We start from the raw sequence: 20,311 nt of genomic DNA, 5'->3' as shown, positions 1-20,311 counted from the left end.
TCGGGGAGGGCACAGCATCCTGTCAGCTTTTCCCGTCACTCTGGAATCACGGCCATTCGATAGGAGATTCCATGATCGGCATCATCACCACCCTGGCCGCCTTGACCATCCTCACCGTCATGGCGATTTCGGGTTCCGTCGCGGCGCATTCGCCCCGCGCCCTCGTTCGCGTCCGGCGTAGGTGATTGCGGACTACGTTTGCCTGCATGAGCAGTTTTGTCGACTTCCAGAACGAGATCTATTTACAGGGCCTCGCCGGCACCGTCCCCGCGCTACCGATGACCGCGGCCGGACTGGAGCAGCGGGCCCGGGAAGTTCTGGAACCGGCCGCCTTCAATTACGTCTTCGGCGCCGCGTCGTCCGAACGCACGGCGCACGCCAATCTGGCCGCCTTCGAGAAGTACCGGCTGCTGCCGCGGGTCTGGCGCGGGGCGAGCGGGCCCGGGGCCCGGGACCTGTCGGTCGAAGTGCTCGGAACCCGGCTCGCCGCACCGATTCTCACCGCGCCCGTCGGCGTGCTGGGGCTGCTGCACGAGCAGGGTGAGACCCTCGTCGCCGAGGTGACCCGGGAACTCGGCATCGGCATGGTGCTCTCCACCGCGGCCTCCACCACCATCGAGGACGCGGGCGCGGCGGCGGGGGACTGGTGGTACCAGCTGTACTGGCCCGATGACGACGAGCTGGCGCGGTCCTTCGTGGAGCGGGCCGAGAAGGCCGGGGCCAAGGCCATCGTGGTGACCGCGGATACGCCCAGCCTGGGCTGGCGGCCGCGCGATCTGGAGCTGGGGCACCTGCCGTTCCTGCACGGCAAGGGCATCGCCAACTATCTGTCCGATCCGGTCTTCCGGGCCAAGCTCGCCGCCCCGCCCGAGGAGTCCGAGGACGCCATGCGCGCGGCCGTCCTCACCTGGATCGGACTCTTCGGCAACCATGCGCTGCGCCCCGCCGATATCGCGAAACTCCGTGAGTGGACCGAACTTCCGATCGCGGTCAAGGGCATCCAGCATCCCGACGACGCCCGCCAGGTGGTGGACGCGGGCGCCGACGCGGTGATCGTCAGCAACCACGGCGGCCGCCAGGTGGACGGGGCCGTCGGCTCCCTCGACGCGCTGCCCACCGTCGTCGCCACCGTCGGTGATCGCGCCGACGTGCTCTTCGACTCCGGTATCCGCACCGGCTCCGACGTCATGATCGCCCTGTCCCTCGGCGCCAAGGCCGTCCTCTACGGCCGCCCCTGGGTCTACGGCCTCGGCCTCGCCGGCCGCGACGGCGTCAAGCACGCCCTGCGCTGCCTGCTCGCCGATTTCGATGCGGCCATGGGCCTTTCGGGCTGCACCGCCGTCACCGACCTGAGTCGCACGATGATCTCCAGCTTCCGCTGAGGACGCCCCCGGACCGGCCCGCCCGCCCGGTTAGAATCAGGTGTGGCTGTCGATTCCGGGGGCCGAAACGTGGCCGAACCGAGGTGGCTCACCCCGGAACAGCAGCGCGCCTGGCGGGCATACCTGGACGGCAGCCAGCGGCTGATGGCCGATCTCAATCGCCAGCTGCAACGCGACAGCGACCTGTCCTTCGCCGACTACCGCATCCTGGTGAAACTCTCCGAAGCCCCCGGCCGCGCGCTGCGTATGAGCGATCTGGCCGACGGCGTGCTCTCCTCCCGCAGCCGCCTCACCCATCAGATCCGGCGGATGGAGGCCGAGCGCATGGTCCGCCGCACCGCCTGCGAGGACGACGGCCGCGGCGTGCTCGCCCAGCTCACCGACGAGGGCCTGCGCCGGTTGCGCGCCGCCGCCCCCGGCCACGTCGCCGCCGTCCGCCGCTTCTTCGTGGACCTGCTCACCCCGCAGCAACTCGCCGCCGTCGCCACCGCGCTGGATCTGGTCAACCTGGCCGCCGACCACCGCGCGGCCGCCCGGTCGGACCGGGATTTCGAGTGACGCCCCGGAGACCGATCGAAGCCCGCTTTCCCATCCGCTAACATCGAACCCCTGGAAGCGTGGCAGAGCGGCCGAATGCATCCGCCTTGAAAGCGGACGTCGTGAGAGCGACCGGGGGTTCAAATCCCTCCGCTTCCGCCAATTCCAAACGATGAGGGTGTGTTTCGTGCGCGGTTGGATCGGGATGGGACTAGCTGTCGCCGCACTGCACATCATCGGCTGGGGGATGTTGTTGCTGCTCGTCGTCCCCGGACACTACGAAGTGCAAGGCGCGGTGTTCGGGGTCGGCCTCGGGCTCACCGCCTACACCCTCGGCATGCGGCACGCCTTCGACGCCGACCATATCGCCGCCATCGACAACACCACGCGAAAACTGGTGGCGGAGAACGGGCGAGCCAAGACCCACACCGTCGGCTTCTGGTTCGCGCTCGGGCACTCCACCATCGTCTTCGTCATGGTCGGGTTGCTGGCGCTGGGCGTGCGGGCACTGGCCGGGCCGCTGGCGGACGAGGACTCGTCGCTGCAACGCTGGACCGGGCTGTGGGGGACCAGCATCTCGGGCAGCTTCCTGATTCTCATCGGGCTGCTGAATCTGGTGTCCCTGATCGCGATCTGGAAGGTGTACCGGCGCATGCGCGCGGGCACCTTCGACGAGGCGAAGCTGGAACGTGAACTGGAATCGCGTGGCGCGCTGAACCGGATCCTCGGGCCCGTCATGAAACTGGTGCGCAAGCCCTGGCAGATGTATCCGGTGGGGCTGCTGTTCGGGCTCGGCTTCGACACCGTCACCGAGGTCGGCCTGCTGGTGATCGCCGGCGGCGCGGCTGCCACCGGTTTGCCGTGGTACTCGATCGTGGTGCTGCCCATACTGTTTTCGGCCGGTATGGCGCTCTTCGATTCTCTCGACGGCTCTTTCATGAGTTACGCCTACGACTGGGCGTTCGCGCGGCCGGTCCGCAAGATCTACTACAACCTGGTGATCACCGGGCTGTCGGTGGCGGTGGCGTTGCTCATCGGCGCGCAGGAGATCATCTCCATCTTCGTCGAAAAGCTGGATATCACAACGGGTTTGATGGCCTGGATCGGCAATCTCGATCTCGGCGACCTCGGGTTCATCATCGTCGGACTGTTCCTGGGCACCTGGGCGATCGCCATCGCGGTGTGGCGTTTCACCGATATAGAGACTCGCTGGGAACGAGACCTGGCCGCCGACTGAATCCATCTGGCACTATGGCGGCGTGGATCGCCGCCGTGTTGCACGGCGTCGCCTGGCCGGCGCCCTCGCCTGGGTCGCACTGTTCACCGGTGCGGCCGTTTCCGCACCCCCGCATGCCTTCTCGGACCCGCCGGTCGAATCCGGCTCCAACGAGGAGGCGCCGCCCGCCGTCGACCCCGTGCACCCGTCCCGGGCCGCCATCCGGAGCGTCTCGAACATCACCGAGCGCCTGCTGCACGTCGAAGTCGCCTCACCGGCCATGGGCAGAACCGTGGAAATCCAAGTGCTGCTGCCGGATCGGCGCGACGAACCCAGACCGACGGTCTACATGCTCGACGGCCGCGCCGCCTCCCCGGAGGCCAACAACTGGACCGCGCGCGGGGGAGCGCTCGAGTTCTACGCCGACAAACCCGTGAACGTCGTCTTCACCCTGGGCGGACCCGCCAGCTACTACACCGACTGGCTGCGCGCCGACCCGAAACTCGGCACCAATCGCTGGGAAACCTTCCTCACCCGCGAACTGCCACCCCTCATCGACTCCCGCTTCGGCGGAAACGGGGCCAACGCGCTCGAGGGCGTCTCCATGGGCGCCGAGGCAGCCATGATGCTGGCCGTACGCGTTCCGTGGCTGTATCGCGCTGTGGCGGCCCATTCCGGTTGCTACGCCATGAGTTCCGACTTCGGCCAGGCGCAGGCGCGCGCCGTGGTCGGCACCTTCGGCGGCGATCCGGACAATATGTTCGGCCCCTCCGACGACCCGCAATGGGCGGCACACGATGTGATGGCCCTGGCGGAACAGTTGCGCGGCAAGGCCATCTACCTCTCCTCGGGCAGCGGCGTCCCCGGCGAACACGACATCCAGGGCACCCCGGACTTCCGCAACGCCGTCATGTTCGGCGGCCCCATCGAAGCGGGCGCGGCCATGTGCACCAAGCAATTCGCCGACCGCCTGGCGCATTTGGGCATCGGGGCGAACGTGAACCTGCGCCCCACCGGAACGCACTCCTGGCCGTACTGGACCGACGAACTGCCGCGCGCCTGGCCGACTTTGGCGGCGGGGCTGGCGATCGGCTGACCCGGAGTTCAGCTCGCGAACCGCGCGACGACCGCCGGATCGGTGGCGAACGCGAGGAAGAAGTCGTTCTCGTGCGGATCGCCCGCGGTCACGCGCACCCCGTCGGTGCCGTACGGCCGCACGATGACTCCCGCTTCGGTGCTGGCGGCGCCGAATTCGGCGCTCTTCTCGCCCAGCGGCAGCCAGATGAAGTTCGATTCGCTGCGCGGCACCGGGTAACCGGCGGCGAGCATGGCATCGCGCATCCGATCGCGTTCCGCCACAACGGCATTCGTGCGCTCCAGCAGCTCGTGCCGGGCTTCCAGGGAAGCGATCGCGGCCGCCTGGGCGACTCGGCTCACGCTGAAGGGGATGTGCACCTTCATGAGCGCGGTGATGACCTCGGGCGCACCTACCGCGTAGCCGACGCGCAGCCCGGCCAGTCCGTACGCCTTCGAGAACGTCCGCAGCACCAGCACATTCGGCCGGTTCCGCCCCAGCTCGACACCGTTGGGGAAGTCCTCGGCGGGAATCCGCAGGTACTCGTAGTACGCCTCGTCCAGCACCACGAGCACATTCGCCGGCACCTGATCGAGGAACCGCTCGATCGCCGCCCTGCCGTGCGCGGTACCGGTCGGGTTGTTCGGGTTGCACACGAACACGACTCGGGTATTCGGCGTCACCGCCGCCGCCAGCGCGTCCAGATCGTGCGCGTAACCGTGGTCCAGGGGAACCTGCACCGCCCGCGCGCCCGCGACCCGGGTGACGATCGGGTACGCCTCGAACGAGCGCCACGCGAACAGCACCTCGTCGGTCGGCTCCGCGCAGGTGATCTGCACCAGCTCCTGGCAGAGCGCCACGCTGCCGCAGCCGGCCGCCACGTTCTCGACTTCGACGCCGACGAATTCGGCGATGGCCGTCCGCAATTCGACGGCGGCATTGTCGGGGTAGCGGTTGGACAGCTCGACGGCTTCGGCGATCGCCTTGGTCACCGCGGGCAGCGGCGGGAAGGTGGTCTCGTTGCTGGCCAGTTTCACCGCGCCCGGCTGGGTGCGGCCGGCCACGTAGGCCGGGATGGCATCGAGGTCCGGGCGGATGTGCGCGCTCACCCCTCCACCCTAAGCGGCGGACCGGATCCGCTGCCGCCGAGCCTCGATGGCGAGCGGCCGGAAAATTTGTCCCGAAACTTTACCTAGCATCACTACTCTGGCGTTATGCCGGGCATTTACCGAGATCTAGCACCCGTGCGCGACGCCACCACGGTCCCGGTCATGGTGCTCGAACCCGAGGGTCACGCGCGCGGCGGCATCGTGGTGTTGCACGAATCACGCGAATTCACCGAGCCATTGCTGGAACTCATGCGTTCGCTGGCCGACGACGGCTGGACCGTGCTGGCCCCCGATCTGTTCCACCGCGACAACGGGACCATGCCGGACCGCGTCTTCGGCACCGACCTGATCGAGGATTTCGACGCCTGCTTCGAATGGCTCACCGGACGCGGCGTCTTCCGCGACTGCATCGGCGTGCTCGGTTTCGACTCCGCCGGCACCGCGGCCGCGCTGGTCGCCACCGATCGGCGCGTGGGCGCGGTGGTCAGCGTCGCCGCACCCGGCATCGAAACCCCGCTCACCCCGGAGGCCGTCGCCCTGCTCGCCGCCGCGCCCACTTTGAAAGCCCCGTGGCTGGCGCTGTTCGGGGCCGACGATCCGCGCACTCCGCCCGAGCAGATCGAGCGCCTGCGCGATGCCGCCGCCCGCGCCGATGTGGCCACCCTGGTGGTCACCTATCCGGGTCTGCGCCACCGCCCGGACCGCCCCGGCTTCGAACCCGCCCCGCACGATGACGAATCCACCCTGGACGCACAGACCCGCATCTTCGATTGGTTCGACTCGCACCTGCGCTGACCAGCCGATTTGGCCTATTGGTCACCCGCTGTGTAATCTTCTGTCCCGGCGGTTCGAAAGGACCGGCGCCCTCGCAAGAAGGCAACCAGGAGGCGTGCCAGAGCGGCCGAATGGGACTCACTGCTAATGAGTTGTCCCTTCACGGGGACCGGAGGTTCAAATCCTCTCGCCTCCGCCAAGCCAGGTACGCCTGGTGTAATACCAACTGAATAACCATGCGCCCGTAGCTCAACGGATAGAGCATCTGACTACGGATCAGAAGGTTAGGGGTTCGAATCCCTTCGGGCGCACAACGAAAAGTCCCGCACCACTCGGTGCGGGACTTTTCTGTATGCGCCCCAACCACTTTCGCGTGGCGGTGAGCTAACTCACTTCCAAGCCGCCAGATCCGGCAGTTCTCCGGTGAGCCCCTCGCCGGTCGACCGCCCGATCAACCAGGCCGCGAGCGCAGCCGCCGGACCGGTGACGGTGGTGGCTCCGGCGCCCGTCGTGCCGGTGTAGCCCGTATCGGTGGCGTGCACGGTGAACCCCGGCCCGGCGAGGGCGGCGCGATCGGCGACGGCTTGGGGGAGCAGGCGGGCCAGAAATGCCTCGGACCAATCGGCGGGGGTGTAGCCCAGGACCAGATCCACGTGATGGATCTCGACCTCCACCAACCGCATCCACGGCACCCGGGTCGCCGGCATCTCCCCGCCCTGACGATTGCGCACGATGGCCGGCCAGCGGTCCGCCGGCATCACCCGCGCCAGCGCCAGCCAGCGTTCGGCAGAGGCGGCCAGGTCCTCCAGCTGTTCGCGCAGCGGCCGCGGCGCACCCGCCTCGATATCGGCCTCACGCAGATACATGCTCGCGTACTGCGGGGTTTCGATGCCGGTGCGCGCCCACAACAGCAGGTTGACCAGGCTGTCGGCATTGCGTGAGAGGTGGGCCAGTACGTGCCCGCGGGTCCAGCCCGGCAGCAGCGACGGCTCGACCAGGTCGGCGTCGGTCAGCTTGCGGGCGGATTCGAGCAGCAGCTCGGTCGCGGCGGCCACGGTGTCGAGCTGGGCGGTTATCTCGGTGATTTCCGGTGCGTCGCTGGTCACATTCCCGACCGTACCCGGAGCCCGGATCAAACGCCGGGCGATGCGGCGGGTGCGGACGAATCGCGCTCCGCCACAAAGATTTGCACGGCCAGCGCGATCAGCCACAGCGACATGGCGCCGACCTGGATGCGCTGGGCGATCCCGAGGCCGTAATTGCCGGACAGGTTGTCGGCGATCAGCATCCACGCCGTCACGATGGAGCCGGTGATCAGAATCCACAGGCCGGTGTGGCGCAGGATGGGCCAGCGCTTGTACTTGAACGCCGCCACGCTGAACGCGATCATCGCGGTGTAGATCGAGAACACCGCCAGGGTGCTGGTCAGCGCGTGCACCTGGTGCAGCTGTGGGAACAGGCCGGTATCCACATAGCGGTTCGGATCCTGTTGCTGGAGCGGCATTTGCGCGTCCGCGATGGTGGAGGCGCCGAAACAGGCCAGCGCGATCCAGCCGATGTTCGAGTACAGCCGCCGCGAGAACAGCAGCAGGCCGCCGATGCCCGCGACCATCAGCAGCGCGCCCGCCACGGTGTCGCCGGTGGTGAAGACCCAGCGGAACGGTGCGCCCTTCTCGGCCAGCTGGCTCAGGAAGGTGTTGGTGGGATCGCTGGTGATGGGCAGGACGAACTCCAGTACCCAGGACGAATAGCCGAGACCGGCGAGACCGATCAGGATCGCTATGCACCAGCGTGAGATCTTGCGCCAACCTGGCGTGCGCTTGGTCGCACTGGTTGCCGCTACCGCCTGTTCCTGCTGGGTTGGCGTCATCGCCGGGCTCGCTTTCGCTGATTCAACTCGCTCTCGCTGCACTGCCCGCAGTCGATCTTTCCGGACTGGTCGGACGGTCCGATGCTTCTTCCATCATGACCCATCCGCTCGCCGTCTCGCCGCGACCCGCGCTCCCAGCGCCGCGGTGACCAGGTCAGCCGCCGCATCCGGGCCCACGTGCTCCCACACCCGCACCACCGTCCAGCCCGCCGCCGTGAGCCTGGCATCGGTATCCCGGTCCCGCGTGACGTTTCCCGCCAGCTTCTCGGCCCACCACTCGGCATTGTTCTTCGGGAACGTCGCATGCTCCGGGCAGCTGTGCCAGAAACACCCGTCCACATAGACCGCGACCTTCCATCGCGGAAAAACAATGTCCGCCCGCCGCCGCATTCCCGGAATCGGCGCCCGATCCACGAAGAACCGCTTCCCGCGCCGATGCAGCTCCCGCCGCAATTGCAGCTCCGGTTCGGTCCCCGCCCGCCGCTGCTTGGCCATCCGCGCACTCGTCGCGGCATCGGTCACTGGTTTGGCGGCACTCACCGGATCATCGCCGGGGTGCTCACACGCGGTGTCATGGGCGCTCCTACCGGAGGCCGTGACTCAAGCGGCCTCGCGCGGGAATCCTCCCATCCGATCGAGGTGGTTCTCCACGTCCTCCAGGAAACCGGGCGGGAATCGCAGCGAGCCCATCCGGGTGCGGCGCAGGAAACCGGCGGTGGCGCGGGCCGAGAGCAGGCGGGAGTCGTCGAGGAACCAGCGCAGGTCCTCGTAAGGGGCGTGAACGGGCCAGGTGGAGACCGGGACTCGCATGCGCACGCCGCCGTGACCCCAGGCCGCGGTGGGCCAGCCGCGGCCGGTGAGGGGTTCACCGTCGGGGTACGGGTCGTCGGCGGGGTGGGCCAGGCGGGAGCCGATCCAGGCGGCCATCCGCACGCTGACCGCATTGCCGACCAGTTTCCAGCGATGGCCGGGGCGCACGCCGGGGACACCCAGGGCCGGTGCGGTCCAATCGCGATCGAAGCCTTGCAGGCGCTCGGTGTCGGTGAGGCCGGGGGTGACGATCTCACCGGAGGGCAGGCGGACCGCGGGCGGGCTCGCGATGCCCAGCGCGGAGCCGCCTTTCAAAGTGGGCACCGCGTTGACCGCCCAGCCCAGCCCGCGCTGACCCTCGGTCCAGTAGAAGCCGCACGGATCTTGCTCCGGATCGCCGACCGTGCGCGGCCCGGCATCGCAGCCGAAGAGCACCGGGCGCGGATCCTCGGTGCGCGAGGCCAGCATCAGCACCCGCTCGCGGCGCTGCGGCAACCCGAACGCGCGCGCGTCCACCACCCGATAGGCCCAGGTGTAGCCGAGCTCCTCCAGCGCGCCGGTGATGTGCCGCATGGCCGCCCCGCTGCCCAGTTGCAGCATGAACGGCACGTTCTCGATCAGCAGCCAGCGCGGGCCCCGTTTGCGGCGCACCAGGCGGAACACCTCGTCCACCAAACCCGAACGCGCCCCGGTGATTCCGGCCGTGCGCCCGGCCTGCGACAGGTCCTGGCAGGGGAAGCCCGCGGCCACCAGCTCGGTGCCGGCGGGCAGCGCGCGCAGCCGCTTCACATCCGAATGCACCGGCACGTCCGGGAAGTGCGCGGCCAGCACCGCCTGCGCCCCGGCATCGATCTCGCACAACAGCTCACTGCGCCAGCCGTGCGCGGCCAGCCCGAGTTCCAGTCCGCCGATGCCGGCGAACAGGCCGACCATCCGCGCGCCCGTCACTGTGCCGTCCCTTTCACCCCGGAGTCCCCATCTGCCCCGGGTACGTTACTCGAGTCGCGCGCCGCCCACCGAGATCAACACCGGGCACAACGGACCTACCAGGCATAATGCCGAGGAATTTCGGCCGGGACCGCCTTCGGTGCGATCGCGGGACCGCGCGCGCTGTGATCCGTGGCGCGCGGTGCCGCGTGCGCGCGAGCGGGCGCACACCTGCACGTACGGTATTAAGCGTGACGGAGAGCGGGAGCGAGGACACGACGCCGGCGACGCCCAAATGGCCATCGATTCTCACCTGGCGGGCGCACAACGCGTCCCGGATGGAATCGGTGCGGGTGGTGCTCAGCGGCAATCGGATTCGTGCCGCCGGCCGCATCATCGCCGGCGAATGCGAAGACCATCCCGCCTTCAGCGCCTCCTACGACCTGGTCACCGACGAGAACGGCGTCACCCGGCGGCTGTCGCTGCGCAGCACCCTCGCCACCGGCGAACGGCACGCCTCCATCGCCCGCGACGAAGAGAACTACTGGCTGATCGACGCGGGAAACACCCACGTACGCTCCACTTTCGGCGGCGCGCTGGACGTGGACGTGGTGCTCAGCCCGTTCTTCAACACGCTGCCGATCCGCCGGTACGGGCTGGCGCACGCCAGCGAGGACGTGCAGGTGCCGGTCGTCTATGTGCGGCTGCCGGATCTGCTGGTGCAGGAAGCCAGCCTCACCTACAGCAGCGGAGCGGACGGCATCCACGTGCTCTCGCCCGTCTCCTCGGCCACCGTCACCGTCGACAACGACGGGTTCCTGCTCGACTACCCCGGCCTGGCCGAGCGGATCTAGCCGAGCGATTCGACGACCCCGCCGCGGCGACCGGCGTCGGCGAGCCGCTCCAGCCAATCCTGGTCGCCGGGGCGCACATCGGTGATGACCCAGCGCTGGTTGTCCTCGTACTCGACGCGGCCGTCGTGCCCGGCCTCCACCAGCTGCGCGATCTCACCGTTCGCGCGCAGGCTTTCGCGCGCGCCCTCGAGCACGCGAAGCGTGTCATCGAGGACCGCGAGCAGCGCGGCCGCATTCGGCTCGCAGATGGCGCGCACCAGGGCGGGCGCGGTGGCCGCCACCCGGGTGCCGTCGCGGAAGGATCCGGCCGCCAGGCCCAGCGCCAGCGGGCCGCCGTTATTGCCCTGGATGGCCAGGGCCTCGGCGAGCAGGTGCGGCAGGTGCGAGATGCGCGCCACCGCCTGGTCGTGCTCCTCCGAGCGCACCGGGACCACCACGGCCCCGCAGTCCAGCGCCAATTGCGCCACCCGCCGCCAGGTTTCGGCATGCGTACCCGGATCCACGCTCACCGCCCAGGCGGCTTTCTCGAACAACTCGGGAGTAGTTGCCGCCCAGCCCGATTCGCTGGTCCCGGCCATCGGGTGGCCGCCGACGAAGCGCGCACCCAGTTCGTGCCGGTGCACGGCGTCGCGGACCGGGGCTTTCACGCTCACCACATCGGTGAGCGCGCAGTCGGGCGCGAAGGACTTCACATCCGAGAGCACGGTGTCGATGGCTGGCATGGGTACGCCGACCACGATCAACGCGTCCTGTTCGGCGGCGCGCCGCAGCACCGCCTCCACGTCCCCGCTCACCTCGAATCCGTCGGCGCGCGCGGCGCTCGCACCCGCTTCCGAACGGTTGTACCCCCAGGCTTCGTAGCCCGCGGCGGCCGCGGCGCGCAGCACCGAACCCCCGATCAATCCGGTACCGAGGACACAGACAGCTGCTTTCGGATGGCCCGTCATGCGATCAGATTCGCATACGACTTCAACATTTCCCCCGAAGCGGACTACCGTTGCGCCCATGGCAGCACAACGCTCGAGCGCGAACAGGGCGGCGTCGGAAGAATACGACGACGTGGAAGGGTTCGCAGTGGCGGTTGTCCGCGAGGAAGCCAACTGGAAAGTGACGCCGTTGACCTCGGCGGCACTGCACAGTCTCTCCGAAGCGGAGGACGAGTTGCGAGGTTTGCGAAGCTCCGGCGCGGTCTTCGGTCTGCTCGATATCGACGACGAGTTCTTCATCATCCTGCGCCCCGCGCCCACCGGCAGCCGCATCCTGCTGTCGGATGCGACGGCGGCCATCGACTACGACATCGCCTACGAGGTCCTCGAGCACCTGAACGTCGAAATCCCCGATATCGATCCGGACGATATCGACGACGTCGAACCCTGGGAGGAAGGCGATCTCGGCGTCCTGGCCGACCTCGGCCTGCCCGAACCGGTGCTCGCGGTCATCCTCGCCGAGACCGACCTCTACCCGGACGAACAGCTCGGCATGATCGCCCAGCGCCTCGGCTTCGCCAACGAATTCGCCGCGGTGCTGGACAAACTCCCGCGTTGACCCCCACCCGCGCCGACGAGGCCATGATCCGCGCGGCGATCGAAGCGGCCCGCACCGCCGATCCCCGCGACGTGCCCGTCGGCGCGGTCGTCTTCGGTCCCGACGGGCAGGAACTGGCCCGCGCCGCCAATGCCCGGGAGGCGACCGGTGACCCCACCGCCCACGCCGAAGTCCTCGCCTTGCGCGCGGCCACCGCGGTCCTGGGCGACGGCTGGCGGCTCGAGGGCGCGACCCTCGCCGTCACCCTCGAGCCCTGCACCATGTGCGCGGGCGCGCTGGTGCTCTCGCGCATCGGCAAACTCGTCTTCGGCGCCTGGGAACCCAAGACCGGCGCGGTCGGCTCGCTCTGGGACGTGGTCCGTGATCGACGTCTCAACCATCGCCCCCAAGTCACCGCCGGCGTCCTGGAACCCGAATGCGCCGCGCTCCTGGACGATTTCTTCCGATCCCAGCGCCCCTGACCTGTCTCTCCAGCCGATTTCGGGATTCGCGGTGCCGTCCGGTAAAGTCACCACCGGTGGCGTGTCCGAGCGGCCTAAGGAGCACGCCTCGAAAGCGTGTGAGGGGTAACCCCCCTCCGAGGGTTCAAATCCCTCCGCCACCGCTGAGAAGCCCCGCACCGGGAAACCGGTTGCGGGGCTTTTTCTTTCGGCCGCCGGCCCCCGGAACGCACCGACCCCCAACCGGATTCGGCTGGGGGTCGGTGTTTTTCAGGGCGTGTGCGTCAGCCCACGGAGGCGGGCTCCTTGGTCAACTCGACCGGCTTCTGCTGCAACTCGCGCAGCTTGGAGCCTTCGACGTCGATATCGGGCAGGATGCGGTCCAGCCACTTCGGCATCCACCAGGCCCACTTGCCCATCAGGACGAGCAGGGACGGGATCAGCACCATGCGCACGATGAAGGCGTCGAACAGGACGCCCGCGGCGAGCGCGAAACCGAAGGACTTGGCGGTGGCGTCGGTCTCCAGGATGAAGGAGCCGAACACCGAGATCATGATGATCGCCGCCGAGACCACGACCCGGGCCCCGTGGTGGTAGCCGCTGATCATGGCTTCCTTGGGGGACTTGCCGTGCACGAACTCTTCGCGCATGCGGGTCACCAGGAAGACCTGGTAATCCATGGCGAGGCCGAATACCAAGCCGATCAACATGATCGGCAGGAAGCTGACCAGCGGATGCGGATCCTCGATCAGGCCGAGCGCGCCGTCCTGGAAGATCAGCACCGTCGCGCCGAAGGTGGCCGCCATCGAGAGCAGGAAGCCGAGCGCCGCGGTCAGCGGAACCAGGATCGAGCGGAACACCAGGATCAGCAGGATGAACGCCGCGCCGGCGACCAGCGCCAGGTAGGGAACGATCTTGCTGAGCAGTACGTGGTCGACGTCGGCGTAGATGGCCGTGGTGCCGGTGATGCCGTACGCCATGCCCGGGTAGTCCACCGCGAGTGCGCTTTCCGCGCTGCGGGCATCGCTCACCAGGTCCTTGGTCTCCTGGTTGTTCGGGCCCTTCTTCGGCACGGCGTTGAGCATCGCGCCGGCCTTGTCCTCGCTGAACTCGGGCGCGGTCACGTAATCCATGCCGGAGTAGGACTCGAGCTGCTTGCGCAGCGCGTTCGCCGCATCCGTGCGCTTCTCCGGAGCCACGTCGGCCAGATCGGCGACCACCATGAGTACGCCGTTGCTGCCCTCACCGAAGCCCTCGGTGCGGATCTCGTACGCCTTACGGATCGTGGTCGTCTTGGGCAGGCTGTCATCGCCCGGCAGACCCAATTGCAGTCCGGCGGCGGGCGCGGCCAGCGCACCCAGCAGGATCACGCTGAGCAGCAGGGTGATGGCGGGCGCCTTGGCGATCACGCGGGCGAAACGGGTGCCGTTGGTGACCTGGGTGTCGTCCTCGGGATCGTGCTGGGCGACCAGCGGCAGCTTCGGCTTGAACAGGAAGCGGCCGATCGCGCCCATCAGCGCCGGCATCAGGGTGATGGCGGTGAGCACCGCGAACGCGGCCGCGATGGCGCCGCCCAGGCCCATGAAGGTCATGAACTCGACGCCGACCACGCTGAGCCCGCCCAGCGCGATGATGACGGTCAGACCCGCGAACACGACCGCGGAACCGGCGGTGCCGAGCGCGACGCCCGCGGCCTCCTCCGGCGAATCCTGGACTGCCAGTTCGGATTTGTACCGCGAGACGATGAACAGCGCGTAGTCGATGGACAACGCGATGCCGATCATGGATGCCAGGAAGGTGGTGAAGCTCGGAACCTCGATCACCGAGGTGCCGACGAAGATCAGCGAGGTGGCCGCGCCGAGGCCGATGATCGCGGTCAGGATCGGGACGAAGGAGGCGACGATCGCACCGAAGGCGACCATCATCACCACCAGCGCCACCGCCATGCCGATCATCTCGGACTTACCGCCGGGCTGCTGCTGCTCCATCGCGATGGAACCGGCCATCTCCACGGTCAGCCCGTTATCGCGGGCGACCTGGGCCACGTCGTAGGCGGCCTTGCGGTCGTCGGCGGTGACATCGCTGAATTTGGCGATCTTGAAGGGCACGTTCAGCGTCGCGACCGTGCCGGGTTCGTCCTTGTTCAGCACGTTCAGCGGTGCGCCGGTGCACTTGGAGACGTCCGGATTCGCGGTGAGGCAGCCCATCTTGTCCGCCACGGTGACCGGATTGTGCAGCGGCTTATCGTGATTCACGATGCCGAGCTCGCCCAGCTTGCCGATGAGCGCGTCGATCTCGCGCACGTTCTTCTCGTCGGTGAGCTTCTCGCCCGCCGGCGCCTGAATGACATAGGTGCCGGTCACGGCCTCGAATTTGAAGGCTTCCGAGGCGCCGGGGAAGTGCTTGTCGAGGATCTCGTTGGCCCGCGCCGACGGCAGCTCGGGCATGCTGAAGTCATTGCTCATCGGCTCCTTCAGCTGCGCACCCAAGCCGCCGAGCAGCAGGAACAGCAGAAGCCAGACGGGTAAGACGATCCATTTGCGGCGGAAGGCGAATTTGCCCCACCGATAGAGGTATACGGACACGAGGGGTTCTCCTGGCGCTGGTGCGGGCATGCGATGTGCAGGTCTTGGAGCAGCGCGTAGGCAGTTCAGCCGCGGGAAACCCTGTCGAACCCCGCCTCCACGAAAATTCTGCCTACCGTGCGGTAGGTAGACTACCGAGTGGCAAAGCGGAGGAACAACCTCGATTTTAGTGGTGTTGCTCGCTGCGGGAGACGTGGTGAGAGGATGAACGAATGGTCGCCCCAGTTGGTTCCGTGAGTGTCGTCGCAGGTAGAAGCACCAAAGACGCGATTCGCGAGGCCGCCATCCGATTATTCGCGGCCAAAGGCTTCGATCAGACCAGCTTGCGCGAGGTCGCCGATGCGGTGGGAATCACAAAAGCCTCGCTCTATTACCACTACGCCTCCAAAGTCGACTTGCTCATAGCCATCATCGAGCCGATCTTCGAGGATCAGCGTGCGCTGGTGGAGAGCCTGGACGGGCTCGAGCATTCACCGGAGCGGGTGCGCGAGGTGATGACCACCAACCTGCACTCGACGCTGCGCTACCGCGATACCGGCGTGCTGTGCATGCGCGACACCGTGGCCATCGTCAACGCCCTCGGCAATCGCTACCCCGACATCATCGAGCTGCATCGCCGCATGTGCGATTGGGTGGCCGGGCCGGACGCCGACGACACGGCCAAGCTGCGCGCGGCCGCGGCCATGCAGGTGCTGGGCACCGCCATGCTCTCCCAGGAGATCGCCCCCGAGGTCGATATCGACCACATCGAGAAGGTACTGCTGGATTCCGCGCTCAGCGTGCTCTATCCGGCGGGATAACCGGGCGAATCGGAGTGCGGGTGGCGCGATAAGGTTTTCGCTCAGCGTCCAGGAGATCAGGAGTTCCCCGTGCACATCACCGCGAAGGTCGATTACGCGGTGCGCACGCTCGTGGAAATCGCCAAGGCGCAACCGGATTCGGTGAAGGCCGACGCCATCGTGATCGCTCAGGACATCCCGCCGAAGGTGCTCGAATCGGTGGTCGCGGATCTGCGGCGTGGCGGATTGGTCACCAGCCGCCGCGGACCCGATGGCGGATACCGGCTCGCGAGCCCGGCCGCGGAGATCAGCATCGCCGATGTGATTCGCGCCGTGGAGGGTCCGCTCGCCTCGGTGCGCGGCCAGCGGCCGGAGGATGTCAGTTATGCCGGTGCGGCCGAGCCATTGCAACGGGTCTGGATCGGTCTGCGGGTGAATATCCGGTCGGTGCTGGAGCGGGTGACGATCGCCGATATCGCGCACGATCTGCTGCCGTCCTTCTTGGACGAACTGCTGCACGACCCCGACGCCTGGACCCGCAGACCCCGTCTGACCGGCGGCGTCGTGCAAACCTCGTGGCGGGATCTGGACTCTCCGGATATCTGAAGCGATACCCGCGGCGGTCCGGATGTGACGTGGCGCACTCCTCATCACCGCGCCGAAAACCTCGCCGCGCCGGTCACCGGTCAGGGGTAGCCTGCGAACATCATGTTGATCAGACTTCTCCGCAGCTTCCTCGCGCCCTACCGAAAGCAGCTGGTGGGCGTGGTCGTGCTTCAGCTGATCTCGGTCATCGCCATGCTCTATCTGCCGAGCCTGAACGCCGACATCATCGATGACGGCGTCACCAAGGGCGATATCGACGCCATCTGGCGCATCGGCGGAGTGATGCTGCTGGTGACCGCCGTGCAGATCGTGGCGCAGGGCGCGTCGGTGTACCTGGGCGCGCAGGCCGCCATGGGCGCCGGCCGCGATATGCGCGCCGCGCTGCTGCATCAGGTCGGCGGCTTCTCCGCCCGCGAGGTGGGCACCTTCGGCGCCCCGTCGCTGATCACCCGCAATTCCAATGACGTGCAACAGGTTCAGCTGCTCACCCTGATGAGCGCGACCATCCTGGTGATGGCCCCCATCATGTGCGTGGGCGGCGTCATCATGGCGCTGCGCGAGAACCTGCAACTGTCCTGGCTGCTGCTCATCGCGGTGCCCGCGCTGGGCCTGTCCATGGCCTTCATCATCACCCGCATGGTGCCCGGCTTCCGGCGTATGCAGGACCGCATCGACTCGGTGAATCGCGTACTGCGCGAACAGATCACCGGTATCCGCGTGGTGCGCGCGTTCGTGCGCGAGCGGCAGGAGGCGTGGCGCTTCGGCGTGGCCAACTCGGAGCTGACCGACGCGTCGCTGTATGTCGGCCGCTACATGGCGCTGATGTTCCCGTCGGTCATGCTGATCTCGAATGTGACTGCGGTGGGCGTCATTTGGTTCGGCGGGCACGCCGTCGACGCGGGCACCATGCAGATCGGCTCGCTCACCGCGATGCTGGCCTACATCATGCAGATCCTGATGGCGGTCATGATGGCCTCCTTCCTGGCGATGATGGCCCCGCGCGCCGCGGTCTCGGCCGAGCGCATCGGCGCGGTGCTGGACACCGAATCCTCGGTGGAGCCGCCGCGGCTGCCGCAGCCGTTCAAGGGCGATCCGGGCACCGTCGATTTCCAGTTCGCCGAGTTCAAGTTCCCGGGCGCGGAGAAGCCGGTGCTCAGCGCGATCCGCTTCGCGGTGACGCCCGGCACCACCACCGCCATCGTGGGCGCGACCGGCTCGGGCAAGACGACGCTGGTCAACCTGATCCCGCGGCTGATCGATGTCACCGACGGCGCGGTGTACGTGGGCGGCACCGATGTGCGGCACATCGATCTGGAGCTGCTGCGCGATCAGATCGGCCTGGTGCCGCAGAAGGGGTACCTGTTCTCCGGCACCATCGGCTCCAACCTGCGCTACGGCAAGCCGGACGCCACCGACGAGGAGCTCTGGCACGCGCTGGAGATCGCGCAGGCCGCGGACTTCGTGCGGGAGATGCCGCAGGGTCTGGAAACCCCTGTCGCACAGGGCGGTACGACGGTCTCCGGCGGTCAGCGTCAGCGCCTGGCGATCGCCCGCGCCCTGGTGCGCAAGCCGCGCATCTATCTGTTCGACGACTGCTTCTCCGCGCTCGACGTGGCCACCGACTTCCGGGTCCGGGACGCCTTGAAGCCGGAGACCCGGAATGCGGCGGTAATCATTGTGGCCCAGCGCATCTCGACCATCCGCGAGGCCGATCAGATCGTGGTGCTGGACGACGGGGTGATGGCCGGTATCGGTACCCACGAGCAATTGCTCAGGGACACACCGGAATACCGCGAGATCGTGGAGTCCCAGCTCAGCGCGGAGGAGGTTCGATGAGGCCCGGCGCTCCCGCTCCCGGCGCGCCGGACGCGAAGGCCAAGTCCTTCGGGCCGTCGCTGAAGCGCGTCCTACGCCGGCTCGCTCCCGAACGTTTCTATCTGGCAATCGTTTTCGTGCTCGCCGTGTCCTCGGTGGTGCTCAATACCCTGGGCCCGCAGATCCTCGGCAAGGCCACCAACCTGATCTTCGACGGCGTGGTCGGCAAGCAGTTGCCGGCGGGTATGACCAAGGAGCAGGCGGTCGAGCAGATCCGCCAGGCCGACGGCACCTTCGCCGACATGCTCGCCAGCATGGACGTGATTCCCGGTGTGGGCGTGGACTTCTCGGCCGTGGGCCGGGTGCTGGCCATCGTGCTCGCGCTCTACATCGGCTCGTCGGTCTTCGGCTTCCTCGAGGCGTACCTGCTCAACATCGTCATCAACCGGACGGTGCGGCGGCTGCGCAACGAGATCGAGGAGAAGATCCACCGCCTGCCGCTGAGCTACTTCGATTCGCAGCCGCGCGGCGACGTGCTGTCCCGGGTCACCAACGACGTCGACAATGTGGCGCAGACGTTGTCGCAGACCATGAGTCAGCTGATCATCTCCGCGCTGTCGGTGATCGGCATCCTGATCATGATGTTCTGGATCTCGCCGCTGCTGGCACTGATCGCCCTGCTCACCGTGCCGCTGGCGATCGTCGCCACCGCCCTGATCGCCAAGCGCTCCAAACCGCACTTCGTGGATCAGTGGAAGCTGACCGGCGAGGTCAACTCGCAGGTCGAGGAGGCCTTCACCGGGCACGAGGTGGTCAGCGCCTTCGGCCGGGTGCGCGAGGTGGGCGAGCGGTTCGACGAGACCAACGGCAAGCTCTACGACGCATCGTTCAAGTCGCAGTTCATCTCCGGCCTGATCATGCCCGCCATCATGTTCCTCGGGAACCTGAACTACGTGCTGATCGCCGTGGTCGGTGGCCTGCGGGTGGCCTCGGGTCAGCTGTCGCTGGGCGAGGTGCAGGCGTTCATCCAGTACTCGCGCGGGTTCACCCAGCCGCTCACCCAGATCGGCTCGATGATCAACCTCTTGCAGTCGGGCGTGGCCTCGGCCGAGCGCATCTTCGAGATCCTCGACACCGACGAGCAGATCCCCGATCCCGAGGTCGAGGATTCGCGGCCGCTGGATCGCGGGCGGGTGGCGTTCGAGCGGGTGTCGTTCCGGTACGAACCGGAGACGCCGGTCATCGAAGAGCTGTCGCTGGTCGCCGAACCGGGGCATGTGGTCGCCATCGTCGGGCCGACCGGTGCGGGCAAGACCACGCTGGTCAACCTGCTCATGCGGTTCTACGAGGTGGACGACGGCGCGATCACCATCGACGGCGTCGACATCACCCGGATCAGCCGCGATCATCTGCGCGCCCGGATGGGCATGGTGTTGCAGGACACCTGGCTCTTCGGCGGCACGATCCGGGAGAACATCGCCTACGGCAATCCGAACGCCTCCGAGGACGAGATCCTCGAAGCCGCGCGGGCGGCGTATGTGGACCGGTTCGTGCACGCGCTGCCGCACGGGTACGAGACCGTCATCGACGAAGAGGGTTCCGGCGTCAGCGCCGGTGAGAAGCAGCTCATCACCATCGCCCGCGCGTTCCTGGCCAAGCCGTCCATCCTGATCCTGGACGAGGCGACCAGTTCGGTCGACACCCGTACCGAATTGCTGGTGCAGCACGCCATGGCGGCGCTGCGCCGGGATCGCACGAGTTTCGTGATCGCGCACCGACTTTCGACGATTCGCGATGCCGACACCATCGTGGTGATGGAGAAGGGCAAGATCGTCGAGCAGGGCACCCACGACCAATTGCTCCAGGCCCGCGGCGCGTACTACCGCCTGTACCAAGCGCAGTTCTCGGCGGCTATCACCGATGGTGAGGGCGAGAATGTGGACGACCCGGATCCGGACGTGGTCTCGCTGGGTAAATGATCTATTTT

At 67.7% G+C, this 20,311-nt stretch carries 19 protein-coding genes and 4 tRNA genes; 16 read left to right on the top strand and 7 right to left on the bottom strand.

What is annotated here, in order from left to right:
- Window positions 1–206 precede the first annotated feature (206 nt).
- From NI1_RS26155 to NI1_RS26135, 5 genes are all read left to right on the top strand, one after another.
- Complete coding sequence (locus NI1_RS26155; protein WP_067825724.1) at window positions 207–1,382, top strand: lactate 2-monooxygenase; 1,176 nt, start codon at window positions 207–209, stop codon at window positions 1,380–1,382.
- A 69-nt stretch (window positions 1,383–1,451) separates the two neighbouring features.
- The gene (locus tag NI1_RS26150; protein WP_067825722.1) at window positions 1,452–1,940 is read left to right on the top strand and encodes a MarR family winged helix-turn-helix transcriptional regulator; all 489 of its coding nucleotides are present in this window, start codon (window positions 1,452–1,454) and stop codon (window positions 1,938–1,940) included.
- A gap of 53 nt (window positions 1,941–1,993) precedes the next feature.
- Window positions 1,994–2,081: transfer RNA gene (locus tag NI1_RS26145), tRNA-Ser, on the top strand.
- Between the two features lie 10 nt (window positions 2,082–2,091).
- Window positions 2,092–3,156, top strand: a complete 1,065-nt coding sequence (nicT, locus tag NI1_RS26140; protein WP_067825720.1) for a Nickel transporter NicT — start codon at window positions 2,092–2,094, stop codon at window positions 3,154–3,156.
- 22 nt (window positions 3,157–3,178) lie between these two features.
- On the top strand, window positions 3,179–4,231 hold the full coding sequence (locus NI1_RS26135) for an alpha/beta hydrolase (protein WP_067825719.1): 1,053 nt from the start codon (window positions 3,179–3,181) through the stop codon (window positions 4,229–4,231).
- Window positions 4,232–4,239: 8 nt separating this feature from the next.
- On the opposite strand, the gene hisC is transcribed toward NI1_RS26135, so the two are convergent.
- Window positions 4,240–5,319 (bottom strand): histidinol-phosphate transaminase, encoded by a 1,080-nt coding sequence (gene hisC / locus NI1_RS26130; RefSeq protein ID WP_067825717.1) that lies wholly within the window; start codon window positions 5,317–5,319, stop codon window positions 4,240–4,242.
- Between the two features lie 105 nt (window positions 5,320–5,424).
- Between hisC and NI1_RS26125 the strand changes: the two genes are divergently transcribed.
- From NI1_RS26125 to NI1_RS26115, 3 genes are all read left to right on the top strand, one after another.
- Window positions 5,425–6,114 carry a dienelactone hydrolase family protein gene (locus tag NI1_RS26125; RefSeq protein ID WP_067825715.1) on the top strand — a complete coding sequence of 230 codons (690 nt, stop codon included), beginning with the start codon at window positions 5,425–5,427 and terminating at the stop codon, window positions 6,112–6,114.
- An 88-nt stretch (window positions 6,115–6,202) separates the two neighbouring features.
- Window positions 6,203–6,292, top strand: a tRNA-Ser gene (locus NI1_RS26120).
- 39 nt (window positions 6,293–6,331) lie between these two features.
- Window positions 6,332–6,404, top strand: a tRNA-Arg gene (locus tag NI1_RS26115).
- A gap of 78 nt (window positions 6,405–6,482) precedes the next feature.
- On the opposite strand, the gene NI1_RS26110 is transcribed toward NI1_RS26115, so the two are convergent.
- The 4 genes from NI1_RS26110 to NI1_RS26095 all read right to left on the bottom strand — a co-directional run bounded on the left by NI1_RS26110 (window position 6,483) and on the right by NI1_RS26095 (window position 9,706).
- Entirely contained in the window at window positions 6,483–7,199 is a 717-nt protein-coding gene (locus NI1_RS26110; protein WP_084523770.1) for a maleylpyruvate isomerase family mycothiol-dependent enzyme, read from the bottom strand.
- A gap of 26 nt (window positions 7,200–7,225) precedes the next feature.
- Window positions 7,226–7,963 (bottom strand): DUF998 domain-containing protein, encoded by a 738-nt coding sequence (locus tag NI1_RS26105; RefSeq protein WP_084523706.1) that lies wholly within the window; start codon window positions 7,961–7,963, stop codon window positions 7,226–7,228.
- Between the two features lie 93 nt (window positions 7,964–8,056).
- Window positions 8,057–8,503 (bottom strand): very short patch repair endonuclease, encoded by a 447-nt coding sequence (locus NI1_RS26100; protein ID WP_084523704.1) that lies wholly within the window; start codon window positions 8,501–8,503, stop codon window positions 8,057–8,059.
- A 60-nt stretch (window positions 8,504–8,563) separates the two neighbouring features.
- Window positions 8,564–9,706 carry a DNA cytosine methyltransferase gene (locus NI1_RS26095; RefSeq protein ID WP_067825712.1) on the bottom strand — a complete coding sequence of 381 codons (1,143 nt, stop codon included), beginning with the start codon at window positions 9,704–9,706 and terminating at the stop codon, window positions 8,564–8,566.
- A gap of 245 nt (window positions 9,707–9,951) precedes the next feature.
- Here NI1_RS26095 and NI1_RS26090 point away from each other — a divergent pair, with 245 nt between their 5' ends.
- Window positions 9,952–10,554, top strand: a complete 603-nt coding sequence (locus tag NI1_RS26090) for a putative glycolipid-binding domain-containing protein (protein ID WP_281179512.1) — start codon at window positions 9,952–9,954, stop codon at window positions 10,552–10,554.
- On the opposite strand, the gene NI1_RS26085 is transcribed toward NI1_RS26090, so the two are convergent.
- Window positions 10,551–11,501: a prephenate dehydrogenase gene (locus NI1_RS26085; protein ID WP_067825709.1), complete on the bottom strand. Its 951-nt coding sequence runs from the start codon at window positions 11,499–11,501 to the stop codon at window positions 10,551–10,553. The genes NI1_RS26090 and NI1_RS26085 overlap by 4 nt on opposite strands.
- Before the next feature lie 58 nt (window positions 11,502–11,559).
- Between NI1_RS26085 and NI1_RS26080 the strand changes: the two genes are divergently transcribed.
- The 3 genes from NI1_RS26080 (at window position 11,560) to NI1_RS26070 (ending at window position 12,703) form a co-directional block, all read left to right on the top strand.
- Complete coding sequence (locus NI1_RS26080) at window positions 11,560–12,099, top strand: tRNA adenosine deaminase-associated protein (protein ID WP_067825707.1); 540 nt, start codon at window positions 11,560–11,562, stop codon at window positions 12,097–12,099.
- A gap of 23 nt (window positions 12,100–12,122) precedes the next feature.
- Complete coding sequence (locus NI1_RS26075; protein ID WP_067826004.1) at window positions 12,123–12,560, top strand: nucleoside deaminase; 438 nt, start codon at window positions 12,123–12,125, stop codon at window positions 12,558–12,560.
- Window positions 12,561–12,615: 55 nt separating this feature from the next.
- A tRNA-Ser gene (locus tag NI1_RS26070) sits at window positions 12,616–12,703 on the top strand.
- 120 nt (window positions 12,704–12,823) lie between these two features.
- Here NI1_RS26070 and NI1_RS26065 read toward each other — a convergent pair.
- The gene (locus NI1_RS26065; RefSeq protein ID WP_067825705.1) at window positions 12,824–15,124 is read right to left on the bottom strand and encodes an MMPL family transporter; all 2,301 of its coding nucleotides are present in this window, start codon (window positions 15,122–15,124) and stop codon (window positions 12,824–12,826) included.
- A 233-nt stretch (window positions 15,125–15,357) separates the two neighbouring features.
- Here NI1_RS26065 and NI1_RS26060 point away from each other — a divergent pair, with 233 nt between their 5' ends.
- The 4 genes from NI1_RS26060 to NI1_RS26045 all read left to right on the top strand — a co-directional run bounded on the left by NI1_RS26060 (window position 15,358) and on the right by NI1_RS26045 (window position 20,303).
- Window positions 15,358–15,924, top strand: coding sequence for a TetR/AcrR family transcriptional regulator (locus NI1_RS26060; protein WP_245663404.1), 567 nt, complete (start codon window positions 15,358–15,360; stop codon window positions 15,922–15,924).
- A 69-nt stretch (window positions 15,925–15,993) separates the two neighbouring features.
- Entirely contained in the window at window positions 15,994–16,509 is a 516-nt protein-coding gene (locus tag NI1_RS26055; RefSeq protein ID WP_067825701.1) for an RrF2 family transcriptional regulator, read from the top strand.
- 102 nt (window positions 16,510–16,611) lie between these two features.
- On the top strand, window positions 16,612–18,345 hold the full coding sequence (locus NI1_RS26050; RefSeq protein ID WP_067825699.1) for an ABC transporter ATP-binding protein: 1,734 nt from the start codon (window positions 16,612–16,614) through the stop codon (window positions 18,343–18,345).
- Window positions 18,342–20,303: an ABC transporter ATP-binding protein gene (locus tag NI1_RS26045; RefSeq protein ID WP_084523700.1), complete on the top strand. Its 1,962-nt coding sequence runs from the start codon at window positions 18,342–18,344 to the stop codon at window positions 20,301–20,303. The genes NI1_RS26050 and NI1_RS26045 overlap by 4 nt, the downstream gene beginning before the upstream one ends.
- The last annotated feature ends 8 nt before the right edge of the window (window positions 20,304–20,311 follow it).

Origin of the sequence: Nocardia inohanensis NBRC 100128 (assembly GCF_001612945.1) — a bacterium.
Taxonomy (GTDB): domain Bacteria; phylum Actinomycetota; class Actinomycetes; order Mycobacteriales; family Mycobacteriaceae; genus Nocardia; species Nocardia inohanensis.
This window is presented reverse-complemented; position numbering and strand designations above follow the sequence as displayed.

Bases quoted from the DNA above. Each gene is read 5' to 3' on its own strand.
- NI1_RS26075 (WP_067826004.1), top strand. From the start codon at position 12,123: ATGATCCGCGCGGCGATCGAAGCGGCCCGCACCGCCGATCCCCGCGAC.
- NI1_RS26085 (WP_067825709.1), bottom strand. From the start codon at position 11,501: ATGACGGGCCATCCGAAAGCAGCTGTCTGTGTCCTCGGTACCGGATTG.
- NI1_RS26155 (WP_067825724.1), top strand. From the start codon at position 207: ATGAGCAGTTTTGTCGACTTCCAGAACGAGATCTATTTACAGGGCCTC.
- nicT (WP_067825720.1), top strand. From the start codon at position 2,092: ATGAGGGTGTGTTTCGTGCGCGGTTGGATCGGGATGGGACTAGCTGTC.
- NI1_RS26045 (WP_084523700.1), top strand. From the start codon at position 18,342: ATGAGGCCCGGCGCTCCCGCTCCCGGCGCGCCGGACGCGAAGGCCAAG.
- NI1_RS26095 (WP_067825712.1), bottom strand. From the start codon at position 9,706: ATGGTCGGCCTGTTCGCCGGCATCGGCGGACTGGAACTCGGGCTGGCC.
- NI1_RS26080 (WP_067825707.1), top strand. From the start codon at position 11,560: ATGGCAGCACAACGCTCGAGCGCGAACAGGGCGGCGTCGGAAGAATAC.
- NI1_RS26105 (WP_084523706.1), bottom strand. From the start codon at position 7,963: ATGACGCCAACCCAGCAGGAACAGGCGGTAGCGGCAACCAGTGCGACC.
- NI1_RS26125 (WP_067825715.1), top strand. From the start codon at position 5,425: ATGCCGGGCATTTACCGAGATCTAGCACCCGTGCGCGACGCCACCACG.
- NI1_RS26050 (WP_067825699.1), top strand. From the start codon at position 16,612: ATGTTGATCAGACTTCTCCGCAGCTTCCTCGCGCCCTACCGAAAGCAG.